7 protein-coding genes are annotated in these 16,218 nt (G+C 58.6%); 4 read left to right on the plus strand and 3 right to left on the minus strand.

Going from position 1 to position 16,218, the window contains the following annotated elements; translation table 11 throughout:
- Nucleotides 1-188: 188 nt before the first annotated feature.
- On the plus strand, nucleotides 189-2,819 hold the full coding sequence (locus ACA072_RS13065) for an MGH1-like glycoside hydrolase domain-containing protein (protein ID WP_497624666.1): 2,631 nt from the start codon (nucleotides 189-191) through the stop codon (nucleotides 2,817-2,819).
- Between the two features lie 141 nt (nucleotides 2,820-2,960).
- On the opposite strand, the gene ACA072_RS13070 is transcribed toward ACA072_RS13065, so the two are convergent.
- The 3 genes from ACA072_RS13070 to ACA072_RS13080 all read right to left on the minus strand — a co-directional run bounded on the left by ACA072_RS13070 (nucleotide 2,961) and on the right by ACA072_RS13080 (nucleotide 6,193).
- A complete protein-coding gene (locus ACA072_RS13070; RefSeq protein ID WP_497624982.1) occupies nucleotides 2,961-4,808 on the minus strand; it encodes an amidohydrolase in 1,848 nt (615 codons plus the stop codon).
- Between the two features lie 295 nt (nucleotides 4,809-5,103).
- Nucleotides 5,104-5,418 (minus strand): SCP2 sterol-binding domain-containing protein, encoded by a 315-nt coding sequence (locus ACA072_RS13075; protein ID WP_007946492.1) that lies wholly within the window; start codon nucleotides 5,416-5,418, stop codon nucleotides 5,104-5,106.
- 64 nt (nucleotides 5,419-5,482) lie between these two features.
- Entirely contained in the window at nucleotides 5,483-6,193 is a 711-nt protein-coding gene (locus tag ACA072_RS13080; RefSeq protein WP_497624667.1) for a histidine phosphatase family protein, read from the minus strand.
- 205 nt (nucleotides 6,194-6,398) lie between these two features.
- On the opposite strand from ACA072_RS13080, the gene sohB reads away from it, so the two are divergent.
- The 3 genes from sohB to ACA072_RS13095 all read left to right on the plus strand — a co-directional run bounded on the left by sohB (nucleotide 6,399) and on the right by ACA072_RS13095 (nucleotide 16,218).
- Entirely contained in the window at nucleotides 6,399-7,421 is a 1,023-nt protein-coding gene (gene sohB, locus ACA072_RS13085) for a protease SohB (protein WP_497624668.1), read from the plus strand.
- Nucleotides 7,422-7,552: 131 nt separating this feature from the next.
- Nucleotides 7,553-12,412, plus strand: a complete 4,860-nt coding sequence (locus tag ACA072_RS13090) for an NEL-type E3 ubiquitin ligase domain-containing protein (protein ID WP_497624669.1) — start codon at nucleotides 7,553-7,555, stop codon at nucleotides 12,410-12,412.
- Entirely contained in the window at nucleotides 12,409-16,218 is a 3,810-nt protein-coding gene (locus ACA072_RS13095) for a dermonecrotic toxin domain-containing protein (protein WP_497624670.1), read from the plus strand. Before ACA072_RS13090 ends, ACA072_RS13095 begins: the two co-directional genes overlap by 4 nt.

Consider the following 16,218-nt stretch of genomic DNA (forward strand, 5'->3'; position numbering starts at 1 on the left):
AAGCCTGCGTTCGGCTGCGAAGCAGTCGCAATATCAGGCACCGCGGTATTTCAGATAGACCGAGATACCCGGATTGACGACTGCTTCGCAGCCGAACGCAGCCTTCGGCAGATGCTACAGGGGCTGTTCAGTTATGGGGCGCGGCGAAGCACTACACTGCAACCGTCTTCAGCCCATCGGCGCCACCCATGACGGCAAAGCACACAGCAAACATCCTCGATACGACTGAAGGCCAGCGTCTTGCCGGTAGCGACTCAGAGGCATGGCGTGAATGGGGCCCGTACTTGAGCGAACGCCAATGGGGCACGGTGCGTGAGGACTACAGCGCCGATGGCGATGCCTGGCGTTATTTTCCCCATGATCACGCCCGCAGCCGTGCCTATCGATGGGGCGAGGACGGACTGGCCGGGTTTTCCGACAAGGCTCAGCACTGGTGCCTCGGACTGGGCCTGTGGAACGAGCGTGACCCGATTCTCAAAGAGCGTCTGTTTGGTTTGAACAATGCCGAAGGCAATCACGGCGAGGACGTCAAGGAGTTGTATTTCTACGTCGATGGCGTACCCAGCCATGCCTATATGCGCATGCTCTACAAATACCCGCAGGCCGAATTCCCCTACGCCGACCTGGTGGCCGAAAACGCTCGCCGTGGTCTGGCCGACACCGAGTACGAAATCCTCGACACCGGCGTGTTCGAGGACAACCGTTATTTCGACGTCACGGTGGAGTACGCCAAACACACCGCCGATGACCTCTTCATGCGCGTCACCGTGCACAACCGTTCCGATCAGCCGGCACGGCTTCACGTGTTGCCGCAGCTCTGGGCTCGCAACACCTGGAGCTGGGCAGCGGACGGTCAACCACCGAGCCTGACGCTGAACGGTGATGAGGTGCTGGCCCGGCACCCGCAACTCGCCGACCGGCAGGTCAGCGCCTGGGGCGCGGAAGACTGCCAATGGCTGTTCTGCAACAACGAGAGCAACTTTCCCAAGCTCGATGGCGTGCCGGCGAGTGGTCCCTTCAAGGACGGCATCAATGATTTCCTGGTAGCCGGTGACAGCGATGCTATCCGACATGACGCGGGCACTAGAGTGGCGGCGCACTTCGCCCTGGATTTTGAAGCCGGACAAAGGCGAAGCGTCTATCTGCGTTTCGCTCCGGCCGGCGCGGTTCGGGTCAACGCCAAGGCGCTGTTCGAGCGGCGTCGCCGCGAAGCCGATGACTTTTATGCGGCGCTGCAATCCGGTATCGGCGATGCGGATGCGCGCAACGTCCAGCGTCAAGCCCTGGCCGGCTTGCTTTGGTCGAAGCAGCTGTATTACTTCGACGTCAACCAGTGGCTCGACGGCGATCCGGCGCAACCTTCGCCGCCGCCCGGGCGTTCGCATATTCGTAATACCCATTGGCGCCACCTGTCGAATTTCGACATCGTGTCCATGCCAGACACCTGGGAATACCCGTGGTACGCCTCGTGGGATCTGGGCTTTCAGGCCGTGGCGTTCGCGCTGATCGATCCGGGGTTCGCAAAACATCAATTATTGCTGCTGGTCAAAGACCGCTTCATGCACCCCAACGGCCAGCTGCCGGCCTACGAATGGCGTTTCGACGATGCCAACCCGCCGGTGCATGCCTGGGCCAGTTGGCGGGTGTATCGGCAGGACAAGGCGCTGACCGGCACAGGTGACATGGATTTCCTCGAGCGGATCTTCCACAAACTGCTGCTGAATTTTTCCTGGTGGGTCAATCGCAAGGACGCCGAAGGCCGCAACCTGTTTCAGGGCGGTTTTCTGGGGCTGGACAACATTGCCCTGTTCGACCGCTCGGCGCTGTTGCCGCCCGGTTATCAGCTCGACCAGGCCGACGGCACCGCGTGGGTCGCCGCCTATGCGCTGGACCTGATGCGCATCGCACTGGAGCTGGCCAGGCGTAACGCTGTGTACGTCGATATCGCGGTGAAGTTCTTCGAACACTTCCTCTACATTGCCGGGGCCATCAATCGGGTCGACTCTGATGCCGAAGGTCTGTGGGACGAACAGGATCAGTTCTTCTACGACGTCCTGCATCGGCCCGATGGCGTGAATGAACCACTGCGATTGCGTTCTATCGTCGGCCTGATGCCGCTGTTTGCCGTGCAAGTGCTGGAGCAACACGAGCATGAAGGCTTACCCGGTTTGCGTGAGCGTTTGTTCGGTTTCATGCGTCATCGTCCGGACCTCGCCAGCCTGGTTTCACGCTGGACCGAACCGGGCGAAGGCAACCGGATGCTCCTGGCGCTGTTGCGTGGCGAGCGCACCAAGGACCTGCTCAAGCGCATGCTCGATGAAAACGAATTCCTCTCCGAATTCGGTATCCGCTCATTGTCCAAAGCCTTTGCCGAACAGCCTTTCGGTCTGCAGATCAATGGCGAGCGGCTCTGTGCCCATTACGAGCCGGCAGAATCCGAATCGCGCCTGTATGGCGGAAACTCCAACTGGCGCGGGCCGGTGTGGATGCCGATCAACTACATGCTGATCGAATCCCTGCGCGAGTTTCATCGCTACTACGATCAGAACTTTTCGGTGGAATACCCGACGAGGTCGGGGTTTCTGGCGTCACTGGAAGAGGTGGCCGACAGCTTGAGCCAACGACTGACCCGGCTTGTGCTTCGCGATGAAGAGGGCAATCGGCCGTCAATGGCGGCGTATCCGCAGTTGCAAGCGGACCCCGCCAGCCGCGATCTTGTGCTGTTCCATGAATATTTTCATGGGGAAACCGGACGCGGATTGGGGGCCAGCCATCAAACGGGATGGAGCGCGCTGATTGCGTTGTTGTTGCAGCCTTGATTTCTGCCCTACGCAAAACTCCTGTGGGAGCGGGCTTGCTCGCGAAGGCGTAGTGTCAGTCGATATCTGCTTAGACTGATGCACCGCCTTCGCGAGCAAGCCCGCTCCCACAGGGGTTATCGGTATGGGCGAAAATCTCTGTTAAAAAGCGAAACAGGAGCAGCCAAACGCCCCCCAAAATCCCTGAAAATCCCTCACCGGCGCTGACGACATTCGCGCTCGCTCATGACTGTGCGCATGCACCGCGCACGCGCCGACGCATTGATGCACCTGCGCCGTCAGTGGCGCGATGGGCTTCCAATGGCCCGGCACCTTGGCCACGGGCGACCATTCGGGCACCACAGGAATTGGCGGCGGCCCAAGTTTTTCGAACTCGACGGCGCCATAGACGATCTTGCCGTCAACAATGGTCAGCACCGACTCGATCCATTTCACCGCTTCATCGTCGATGTGGAAGTAGTCCGCCGACAGCGAAATCAGATCCGCCAGTTGCCCGACCTTGATCTGGCCTTTCTTGCCTTGCTCGGAGGAAAACCAGGCGCTGCCGTGGGTGAACAGTTCAAGCGCCGTATCGCGGCTCAAGCCTTGCGGGTACAGCTCCAATCCACCGACGGTGCGGCCGCTGACCAGCCAGTACATCGACGTCCAGGGGTTGTAGCTGGACACCCGCGTGGCGTCGGTGCCGGCGCCGACCGGAAGGCCTTCGGCGAGCATGCGCGCGATTGGCGGCGTGTGTTCGGCGGCTTTGGCTCCATAGCGGTCGACGAAGTATTCGCCCTGAAACGCCATGCGATCCTGAATCGCGATGCCGCCGCCCAAGGCTTTCACCCGCTCGATGTTCTGCGGGGTGATGGTTTCCGCATGATCGAAAAACCACGGCAAACCGTCGAACGGAATGTCGCGATTGACCTTCTCGAACACGTCGAGCATGCGGCTGATGGATTCGTTGTAGGTGGCGTGCAGGCGGAATGGCCAGCGTTGTTCCACCAGATGCCGGACCACTGGTTCGAGCTCCTGTTCCATGGTTTGCGGCAGGTCCGGACGTGGCTCAAGAAAGTCTTCGAAGTCTGCCGCCGAGAACACCAGCATTTCCCCGGCACCGTTGTGCCGCAGGAAGTCGTCGCCCTGGCCGTAATGGGAAGTGCTGGTCCAGTTTTTGAAGTCGGTCAGCTCTTCTTTCGGCTTTTGCGTAAACAGGTTGTAGGCGATGCGCACCGTGAGTTGTTGGTCTTTGGCCAGTTGCTGAATGACCTGATAGTCGTCCGGGTAATTCTGATAACCGCCGCCGGCATCGATGGCGCTGGTCACGCCAAGGCGATTGAGTTCGCGCATGAACTGGCGGGTCGAGTTGACCTGATACTCCAGCGGCAACTTCGGTCCCTTGGCCAGGGTCGAGTACAAAATCATCGCGTTCGGGCGGGCGATCAGCATGCCGGTGGGATCGCCGTTGGCGTCACGCTGGATTTCTCCACCCGGTGGATTCGGCGTGTCACGGGTATAACCGACCACTTTCAGCGCGGCGCGGTTGAGCAGGGCACGGTCGTAGAGGTGCAGCACGAACACCGGCGTATCCGGCGCGGCCTTGTTCAGCTCATCAATCGTCGGCAAGCGTTTTTCGGCGAACTGGAATTCGTTCCAGCCACCGACCACGCGCACCCATTGCGGCGTGGGCGTGCGATCGGCCTGGTCCTTGAGCATACGCAACGCATCGACCAGCGAAGGCACGCCTTCCCAGCGCAGTTCGAGGTTGTAATTCAGGCCGCCGCGGATCAGGTGCAGGTGCGAGTCGTTGAGACCGGGAATCACCGTGCGGCCGTGCAGGTCGACGATTTGCGTGCCGGGGCCCTGCAGGGCCATGGCCTGGGCGTCGCTGCCGACCACCACGAAGCGTCCGTCCTTGATCGCGACGGCGCTCGCCTGGGGTTTCTTGCGATCAACGGTGTGCAGGCGTCCGTTGTACAGAATGAGGTCGGCCGGGGCGTCGGGCATGGTTTTACTCCCTGCGAATAGCGGGCTGATCCAGGCACCGACGGCACCTGCCGAAAGGCCTTGCAGTACACGTCGGCGGTTGAAACCGTCGTGGTCGTCAGGTGGGCTCATGGCAGTGCTCCGCGCAATTCATTTGGGAGGCAAGCAGACCGATGTCTGACGCATGCGGCCAGAAGGAATATAGACGGCAAATCCGCAGGTAGCCGTTTTCGGGGGGCGGAAAACGACGAATCCCGCCTCGAGGGGCGGGATTCGTGTGCAACCAGGAAGGTTTCCGAAGACGGAAACCGTCGTCTTAGCTTGGGAACAGCTCGGACAGTTTCATCGCCAGCATCATGTCGCCTTCAGCGCGCAGTTTGCCGCCCATGAACGCTTGCATGCCGTCGGTCGAACCGTCGACGATGCCTTGCAGGGTTTCGCCGTCCATCACCAGAGTGACCTGGGCGTCAGGGTTTTCGCCTTCTTGCAGCTCGCAGGTGCTGTCTTTGACGATCAGCGAGAAGTTCTTGGTGTCGTCGATGCGGAAACCGAAGACCAGGTCCAGACCGGCAGCGGCGGCTGGGTTGAACTTGGCTTTCATTGCTTGTACGGCATCAGCTACGGAGGTCATGGTTCGATCCTTTCTTGGGTAATTAGAGCTGGGTGATTACAGCCAGGGTCACAATAGTCCGGACTCAGCGAAACGTGATGAGTTCCGGTGCCTTCAACAGCTGCAAGTGCGCATGACTGTTGAAAGAAGACAGAGCCACCTCGCGCCCGCGAAACTTCAGCAGGTTGAGCGAGGTGTTGACGATTTGCCAGTTCAGTTCAAATGCCTGCCGTGCCGGCATTTGCGTAATGAGGTGGAGCAGGGCAGTGATGGTGCCGCCGGAGGTGAATACGGCGATTTTCTGGGTGTTGTCGGCGCTTTCGAGGATCCGGTGAAGACCGGCCTGCACGCGTTCGACGAAGCCCAGCCAGCTTTCAAGCCCCGGTGTGTCATAGGTGCCGGCGAGCCAGCGTTCGATGATCAGGGCGAAGATGCGCTGGAACTCGGCACGGTTTTGCGCCGCGTTGCGCAGAATCTCCAGTGCTTCCGGTTCATCCTCCAGCATGGCTGGCAGCAGCGCGCGGATCACCGCGTCGGCGTCGAATTCGTTGAAAGCGGAATCGGTTTCCAGGGGCGGCACCGGCAGGCCCACGGCAGCGAACTGTTCCAATGCGCTGGTGGCCGTATGCTGCTGGCGGCGCAGGTCGCCCGACAGGCAACGGTCGAAGCTGACACCCAGCTCGGCGAGGTGCTGGCCGAGGATTTCTGCCTGGCGAACACCGGTCGGCGACAGGACGTCATAGTCGTCTGCACCAAAGGAGGCCTGGCCATGTCGAATCAGATAGATGCTGCCCACGTCCGCGTCATCCCGGTACGTTGAAGGTTTGGCGAGGTTATGAGGATGGCAGGGAGCTGTCAATGAAAAAACATACGCTTGTTTGAAATGCCCGTTACAGGCTTGTTGCCAGAGGTTTCACGGCTGGCCGCCGGGGCGGAGCATGGGTATGCTGGTGTTATCCCGCGCGTTTATCAGGCCGCGCATCGTTTTTGAAGGAGTGACTGTGGAGTTTTTGTCCGAGTACGCCAGTTTCCTGGCCAAGACTGTGACACTGGTGATCGCCATTCTGGTGGTCCTGGCCAGTTTCGCGGCGTTGCGCAGCAAAGGTCGGCGCAAGTCGGCCGGGCAGTTGCAAGTCAGCAAGCTGAACGATTTCTACAAAGGGCTGCGCGAACGCCTGGAGCAAACCTTGCTCGACAAGGACCAGCTCAAGGCCTTGCGCAAGACCCAGGCTAAAACCGATAAAAAGCAAAAGAAGAAACCCGAGGCCAAACCGCGGGTGTTCGTGCTGGATTTCGACGGCGACATCAAGGCGTCGGCCACTGAAAGCCTGCGCCACGAGATCACCGCGCTGTTGACGTTGGCGACGCCAAAGGACGAAGTCGTGCTGCGTCTTGAAAGCGGCGGCGGCATGGTCCACAGCTACGGCCTGGCGTCTTCGCAACTGGCGCGTATCCGCGATGCGGGCGTGCCGTTGACCATCTGCATAGACAAGGTCGCGGCCAGCGGCGGCTACATGATGGCGTGCATCGGCGAGAAGATCATCAGCGCCCCGTTCGCGATTCTGGGCTCGATCGGCGTCGTGGCGCAGTTGCCTAACGTCAATCGCTTGCTGAAAAAACACGACATCGACTTTGAAGTCCTGACCGCCGGTGAATACAAGCGCACCTTGACCGTGTTTGGTGAAAACACCGAGAAAGGTCGCGAGAAGTTTCAGGAAGACCTGGACATCACCCACCAGCTGTTCAAGAACTTCGTCTCGCGCTATCGCCCGCAACTGGACATCGACGAGGTCGCCACCGGTGAAATCTGGCTCGGCATCGCTGCGCTGGACAAACAGCTGGTGGACGAGCTCAAGACCAGCGACGAGTACCTCGCTGAACGGGCGAAGAAGTCCGAGCTGTACCACTTGCATTACGCCGAACGCAAAAGCCTGCAAGAGCGCATCGGCATGGCGGCCAGTGGTTCGGTCGATCGCGTATTGCTGAGTTGGTGGAGCCGCTTGACCCAGCAACGCTTCTGGTAACAATTTCAAACAAAGGTCTCTTTCATTGTCATGCAGTGAAAGGGGCCTTTTTTTGTGGCGATATATATGTAGCACTTTCAAAAAAATCGGCTCGATAGGCTAGGGGTCCTAGTCAGTTTCGAGTGATCACAATGTCTTCTTTACCCACAAACTCAAACACGCCTGTGTTAACGCCAGATCAACAGGGTGTTTTTTTTGATCTGATTAAAAGTAATGCCCCCGCCTGGCTGTTGACCGCGTCGAGTCAACTGCGGGGTGAACTTTATACAAGTCTGATCGCCAGTCATCATTCAAGAAATGAACTTGCCGATATCCTGAAAGGCTTGGAATCGCCTGAAAGTTTCTGCACGCCGTTGCTGGCCAAAGCCATGTCGGACAAGCTGGGCACACCATTTGATACGGCAGGCGTTATCTTCCAGCACGTACGTTCAACGTCCAGCCTGCTGGGGCTGCGTAAGAAACTGGTCCTGCCGATTGACCGGGACTTGCTCTGCGCCGCCTGCGAAAACTTCGAGCTCAGCGAGACGCTGGCCGGAAACTATAGTGATACGTCATTAATTTATATCCCCGAGACAATCACTGGTACGGCCAATAAAATAGTATCGATAGAGCCCCATGAGTTTGCTGCATTGTGCCGCAAACTTGACTTGGGAAAGCAATACCAGGCTCATGTGAAGTCATTGTTCCAACCGGCATCCGGGGTTAACGAGTTGCGCAACAACTATGTTGCACACGCAAAGAACAGCTTTGAAGTGCAGCGGCATGTGGCACTGATGAAAAAGACTGTCAGTTCAGACGTATATAAGGCGTTGAAGGCTGTCAAGGATCAGCAGCCTGTCAAACTGGGTGACAACACACTGGGTTATCAGACGCTGAAGATGTTTGATGTAACGATCAATGGTGCAATGTTTATCGGGCCGACCGGAAAGCATGACGATAACCGCTGCGTGGTCTATCTGCCGGACGACCCGCTGCATCCGTTGAAGGAGTATGTGTCGTTCAATGATTTCGAGGTGGAGTTGAGCCGCCGATTGAAGGGCGCCGTATTCCGGAAATTCTTCATGCGTTACATCAAGCTGGGTGAACAGTCGGCTTTTCAGCAAGCCCTTGATAAAGGGTTGTCTTCGCCCGTTTCCTCGCCGCTCCCCGCGACCAGCATTTATGTGTCTGTGTCTGGTGCAGCCGTACAAGGCGATGTATTTCAGGAGATTTTTCGTCAGCATGCCAACCAGGTTATTGCCGATTCCCGGCTTCTGGTGGTACCCACCGACGATGAGGACGAAAAGTCCCGACTGGACAGGCTGGAGACCTACAAGTCCATAAGCCTCAATATTCTGTTGTTCGGTGCATCGTTCGTTCCGTTTGTTGGCCATATCCTGTTGGCAGTGACGGTCATGGATCTACTGTCTGAGGTTTATGAAGGCGTCGCCAGTTGGTCCAGGGGCGAGCAGGAGCAGGCTACGGATTACCTGTTCGATACCATCGAAAACCTGATCCTGATGGCTGCTTTTGCAGCAGGTTCGGCGGCCGTCGGCAAAGCCTACAAAACCATCAGGACATCCATATTCATAGAGCGCCTGAGGAAAGTCCCGGGCGCGGACTCCCGAGGCCGGTTGTGGAATCCGGACTTGGCGGTCTATCAACAGAGCCGGCGATTACCCCGCGAGCTCGCGCCTGATGCCCGAGGACTGCATTGGATGGGGGGCCAGGCGTACCTTCCCATCGATACGAGTCTTTATGCGGTACGTCCAAAAACGGAGACTGATCTATGGGAGGTGATGCTTCCGGTCGGTAATGATGGGACCTATTCACCCTTGCTCGAAACCAACGATGCCGGGGCATGGCGCCATGACTCGGAACTGCCGCAGGAATGGGATCGGCTTAAATTGTTTCGCCGTTTCGGTTACACCAGCGATCAGTTTCCAGATACCGCCGCAACGCAAATCCTTGCGGTCTGCGGGATCGATGACACCGTTTTGCGCCAGGCACACGTTGACCGCAGCAGGCCCCCGGCCTTGCTGGTCGATACGGTGCAACGGTTTCGGGCTGATGCTGCGGTCACGAACTTCATCGAGCAGTTGAAAACTCCATCCTCGGCTTCCCTGGCAGACCCTGATCTGCAATTGCACCTGCTGACGACGTCCAGCCATTGGCCGAGCTACTCCGCCGTCAAAGTCCTGAATGCTGTCGGTCGGCAAACGGGCTTTTATGGCGCGGCCACTGCGGTATCGGGAAAAACTGTCAGTCTCAATCAGGACGCGTTGCACAAAGGGCAGTTGCATAGCTCGCTGCTGACGGCCCTGGACAGTGCTCAACGCAAAACCCTTCTGGGCTCGAACACTTCGGACGCAACCTCCGGGGCTGCGACCTTGACAAAGATCATTGCCGATCAAGCCGAAAGCAATAAACTCGCATTGTTCGAGCGGATCTATAAACGCACCGAAGTGGCGAGTGATGCTCGAGTGACGGTGTTGATGCACAAGATTCCCCATTTACCCACGGCGATTGCCGAAGAACTGGTGCGGTACGCCGAAGCCGGAGAAACACACAGTCTGGATGCTGGCAACGTTCCGTTGCGACTGGCAGAAGAAGCCCGTCGCTACTTGCAGCTGATGCGTGTCAGTCGGGCATACGAAGGGTTGTACCTTAACGCGGTGGGTGGACTCTCCACGGACCGTCTGGTACTCGACACCCTTGAGCAACTGCCCGGATGGACCGGTAATGCCAGGGTTCAGATACAGGCCTCCTCAGGTACCAGCAGCGAGTCGACCAGTATTGGATTGGCGAGCGCTTCGGAGAAGCTGCAGGTCAGCGTTCATCCCGATCGATATAGCGTGTCTGTCGACGTCAGCAAACCAGCGACCACATTCCAGAAACGTACCCGCGAACATTATTTCAAAGCACTCTGGCATGGACTTTCGGCGCAGCGCAAAACCGCGCTGGGCGTGAATCTGGACGATGGTGGGGCGGCGTTGCGACAGAAGATAACGCAGCTCGCCCTGACGCGGCGCACAGCCATTGCGCAACTGATCGAGGCTCAGCCTTCGCGGGCGGGCTATGCCTCTCCCATGAAGCTGGCTGACAGAACCGTTACGTCGCCTTCTCCAGGTTTTTCGGAGCCTCTGGTCATCAAAAATACCCACGACGTCCTGGTACGCCGGGCGCTGGAACTGTATCCGATGCATTCTCCGGCAGACATTCACGCCTTGGTGAATGCGCTGGGGAGGAACGTGACAAACGTTTTGAAGAAGCTGGAAGCGCTCAGGTTGCAATTTCAGACCGTCAGGCAGGTATTGAGTCAATGGGTGGCTCGACAAACTTGGCATCAGCAGCCGGATGGCTCAAGGCTGGAAGTCAAGCGGCTCAGCAAATACCGCACCGCTCAGGCGATCATTCGTTGCTGGCGCAACGAGCCCGAGGCGACTGAATCGGGCGAAAAGCTTCTCACCACCCTCGAGTTCGACGCCGAGCCTCTGGGAGAATTACCGGTCATCGTTGCCGACTTCAGTCATGTGGAGAGGCTGGTGATGGACGGTGTGGGAGCCAGCGCCGGACTCAACGCTTTGTTGCAAAACTTCAAAAACCTTCGCAGCCTGTCATTGAGAGGTAATCACCTGACGAGGTTGCCGCTGGCGCTGGGCTCGATGTCCAGGCTGGTTCATCTGGATCTGAGCGACAACCTGATTCAACTGACGGCTGAGTCGGTGACGCAATTGGCGGACATGACCAGCCTGCAATCGGTGAACCTGGCCTTTAATCCGCACCTCACGAGGGTTCCCGATGTCAGCAAGCTGCAACACCTGGAGCACCTGAACCTGCAAGGGACCGGAATTAAAACCTGGCCTTCGGGCGCCTCCAGTCTGCCCCGGCTAAGAGAGCTCGATCTACGCGACAATCAGATAGACACCCTTCCGGAGGATGTATTCAAGGGCCATGCGGTCCCGAACAAGGGCACCAACCTTCATGGCAACCCTTTGTCAGCCGACACGTTGAAGAAGGTCGCTGCGCATCAACAGAAAACCGGCGTGAGTCTTGGGGTCATTGCGTCGGAGTATCGTCGCTCAGGTGTATATTCGCCGACCGAAGCGCAAAGTTCAGTTTGGCTCGCAGGGCTGGGCTCGGCTGAAACCCAGCGCAAGCGTGGGGTGTGGGATTCTTTGCGAGCCTATCCGGACTCCAGGGGGTTGTTCAATGTGCTTGCGCGGCTGTCCGAGACCGCCGATTACAAACATCTTTTCAATCACTTCAGCCAGCGGGTCTGGAATGTCCTTGAGGCTGCGGCTGAAGATGATCGCTTGCGGCGCTCGCTGTTTCGTTCGGCTCAGGTCGGCAGGTTCAGTGCGGATGGCTACTCGGCACTCTTCAGTGAGATGGAAGTGCAGGTCTTGTTTTATCGTGCCATGGCCGCAACCATCACCGGGGCTGCTTCTCTGGAGCAGCAACTGATCACCCTGCTCAGGGGATTGTTCCGGCTACATGAGGTCGAGGGGCTCGCGCTGGCGGATATCAATACGCGGACCGGCGCCCAGTCCCCAAGCTACGAGCATGCCTTGGAGATCAGTCTGGCGTATCGCGTGGGTCTGGCCGAACGCCTGGGCTTGCCCGCTCAGCCAAGGGCGATGGCTTCGGCGTGGAATGTCGAGGTGACTCAAGCAGCGCTGGATCGGGCTGGTGAGAAAGTCCTTACAACGGAGCGCACCAGCGCGTTGCTGGAGTGGATCATCATTCAACGGTTTTGGGTGGAATACCTGGAGACCTCACATGCAGACCGGTTCCTGGCGATCGTCGACCGGTCAGCGCAGGAGTATGCGCGGCTGGAGGGGCAGGTTGAACTCGCCCGCGCGGTTGCCACCGAACGTATGAATGCCATTTTTGACAACTTCAAAAATGAACGGAGGGCATTGATCAGGCAACTCACTGGCGCGGCATTGACACGCAATCCCGCACCCCCGGTCCCGGGTTCCAGCACCCAATCGGGAGCAGCCCAATGAACGATCTGCCTCCCGATACGGCTGACAGCCTGTCTCCGTCGGCAATCCCGAAATGGCGTGACGAATTGAAAGTCGTTGTCGATCTCGCCTTGCCACAATCCCCTGGCCAGTTTGGCGAACGCTTGATCAAGGAAAAGTGGGGGGCGGATATTGATCCGCAGACGGCCTTGCTGGTCACCCTCGATTACAACTACAAGGGCTATCCAGCAGAGAACGGTATCGAGCAGGGGCGGGTGGCGAATTCCCGTTCGCTGCTGCAAGCGCTGTTGTCCAACTATCAGACCGTGGGTGACGGTCGCTTCGCTGAAACCGCGTTCGGTCTGTACACGCCGCCGGACGTCGGGCCGTCGGTTCGGATAGTCGATAACGTCGACGAATTCGCCGATCACGGCAGCGGCAATCACCAGACGTACGAAGGCATTTACCGCAAAACCACACCGCAAGCTTATGGACCGCTGACCCAGATCAATCTGAGGCCCGCCGATTTCAAGAAATGGGTCTGGGAGCTGGAGTTGAAGGACTTGTACCAAGCGTATCTCGCCCAGGCCTGGCCGGCCGATGAAGTGCTCGTTGCAGCCAGGCCTTACGGGTTGAGAACGTCGGTCAAAGCGGCGTTTGTCATGGCCGCCTGGTTGCAGCTTCATGAAAAGCGCCTGACGCAAAAAGGGCTGGCGCTGGCGATGCGGGCGGCAAGTTTGCCGGGCGATCAGCCGTGGGAAACGCTGAGCCTCGACCAACTGCAGGCAACGGTTCGCGTTCCGTCAACCGTCAGGTTCGGCCTTCTGAAACTGTACCGTTACACCGCGACCGACATCTGGGTCTTTCGTGACACCACCTGTGCCCGCGTGCTGATGTACATCCCTGGCAATTCTTCCCCGCTACACGAATTCACCGATGTCACACAACTGCACCAATGGATTGTCGTGCAGGGCAAGTCCAGCGAGCGCCGGCAGGCATTGGCCCGCCACTTCGCTGAGGACGATCGCCAAGACGGTATGTTTCACGCCGGTGTGCTGACGGCGCTGGATGGCATGGCGCTTTATCCTGCAAAACACTGGCTGAGCCACAACGCCGGATTCTTCAACAACGACGGCTACTGGGATCCGAACGAGTACATCGGCTACAACGATCCGGACGCCGGCACCGATCCGTTTGCCCGCTTGGTGCTGACGATGAAGCAGGCTGCACGGTCGAACATCCAGACTATCCGTGACGACGCGCAGGTCAACCGGGATCAGTTGAGTGCCGTCGTCGAACCCGTTGTGCAATGGGTGAACCGGTTTGGCCCGCTCGCCTTGTTCGTCCCCGCAGGTGAGGGGGTGTTGGCATTGGCCGGGCTCATTGACGGCGGTTATGGCCTGGATCAGGCTGTCAACGGCGAAACGCCGAGCCAACGCTCGGAGGGTCGGACGCGTACGGTATTCAGCTTGCTTAATGCGTTGCCGATGCTGGGGGCAGAGTCGGCGCTGAAGGGTGAAGCTGCCGAGGCCGAGACCATCGCAGAGCGTACCCGCGAAACCGAGGCTGATCCAGGAGAGCACGGGCCCCGGCCTGCATCGGAACCAACCGTTGCCCCCACGCCCTTGAACAACCGGGTTGAACTCGTCCGGGGAATCGGTCCCTCGGTGGCCTCCTTTAGTGATGAGGTCCTGGCGCAGATCGCCAAGGTCAGCGCGATTGACGACGACATGCTGCGGTTGATGAACACGGGCCGGCCACCGACGCCCTTGCTGGCGGACACGATCAGCCGTTTCAAGATCGATCAGGATCTCGCCCCGGCCGGGGACCCTGCGCTATTCAATCAACATTACGAAGCGCTTCAACAGTCGGAGCATGAGTGGGTCCGGATTTTTCAGCAGCAATACCCGGACCTGCCAACGATTGCCATCGAGCAAATGCTTGACCGCTATGGGGTGGACATCCTGCAAGCGCCCGATAGTGCGCAGGCACGTCAACTATTCGCACGTCTGGACGGCAAGGCACGGCAATACCAGCAGCACGTACGACTCGACCGAGCTTATGAAGGCTTTTATCTGCGCTCGGTCGTGAGCGCCGAGACAGACACACTGGCATTGCACTCCCTGAAAAACCTGCCCGGCTGGCCGAAGGATCTGCGAATCGAGGTCCTCGACGGCTCCTCCACTGGCCGGGTGCTTGACCGTTGCGGCCCCCTTGATACCGCTCATTGTCGAAATGTGATCAAGGTGGGAAGCCGTTACCTGCGGCAAGGCCGGCAAACGGATTTCTACGATGCGATGCTCGGCGTGCTGACGAACGAGGAACGCTCGGCGTTGCATCTCACTTCATCGGATCCGGCCAGCGAGTTGCGGCTCAACCTCGGCGAACGGGCATTGTCCCGCTCTGAAACGCTGCTCGGTTTGCAACGGATGGACAGTGGAATGACCTTCGAACCACAGGGGCTGCGCGGCGGCGGCTACCCGACGACTCCTCAGGGCGAAGCCATGAAGTTGCAAGCGATCAAGTTGCAGTTCAAGGAGATTTATCCGGACATCAGCGATGCAGGCATTGATCAGGTGATGCAACTCGCGGAGGGCAGGGTGCAGGCGTATATCGACCAGCTGAATCAGCAACTGCTTCAGCTCAATACCGAACTGAGCGACTGGATCGATCAAGCAGCGCAAGACATTGCCGACATGGATGTCCCCTTCGTAGCCATGGGGGATGAGGAAGCGGAGGGTATGAATCATGCGCAAATCGCCGTGCACAATGCCCATGTTCTGCACACCGCCCTGCAACAAGAGCGAGGGGTCAGGACAGAGCTTGCAGAGGAGCTTGTCGCCATCTGGCAAAAACGCGGGCCGCTGCAGGATCGTCTCTATGAAGGCGGACAACTGCGTGGTGTCAGGCTGGATCTGACGTTCGAGGACTATCACCGGTTACCCGCCCTGAATGTCAGGCTCAACGATGTGATCGAATTGTCGATGCGAGGTTTTCACTTGACCGTGCACGACAGTTTGAACGGGTTCCTGGCGAATTTTCCAAACCTTGAAGTGTTGAACCTGGAACGTTTCGACTTGCGTCCATTCTTCGTGGGAGGTGCCACCGGGCGCGCCTTGCCGTCAGTCATGGGCCAGTTGCCCAAACTGACCACACTCAACCTGCAAGCCACGGAGCTGGTGTTCACTGAACGCGCCGCTTCACAACTGAGTGATCTGGCTCACTTGCAAACGCTGGACCTGAGCGACAACCCGTTGGGTGTGCCGCCTATGGTGCTGGGCATGGACAAATTACGTCAGCTCAACCTGAGGAATACCGGGATTACCCGCTGCCCGGTCGGGATCAAGGATGATCCGTATCTGACGCTGCTGGACCTGCGCGACAACCACATTACGCGGGTTCCACCAGCGGTAATGAATCAGGGGGTGGCAGACGACCGCTTGCTGCTCTGGGGGAATCCGTTGACCGACGAGGACACATTGCGCCGGCTGGTCAGTCATCGTGAACAAACGGGAATCAATCTGTGGTTGAGCGCGCCGGGCGCAGACTATGGCACGCCGACGGTGTGGTTACGAGACTGCGACGAAGGGTTGCGAGAGTCCCGGCAAGCCGTTTGGCAGCGCCTGGCAAGTAAACCCTCCGGCACGCGGTTTCTAGCGGTAATAGACCGGCTGAGCCTGACGGCCGACTTTCGGGTCAGTTACCTGCCACTTCAGGTGCGGGTCTGGCGACTCTTGCAAGAAGCAGATACCACGGACGAGATGTGGGGGCGGATGATTCGCGGCAGCGGGCGCTTTGATCACCCAATGGTGGCGTTCAGGGCGCTGGAGGAGCGTGCCGGTTTCTGA

It is taken from the genome of Pseudomonas sp. LBUM1656 (assembly GCF_059716065.1).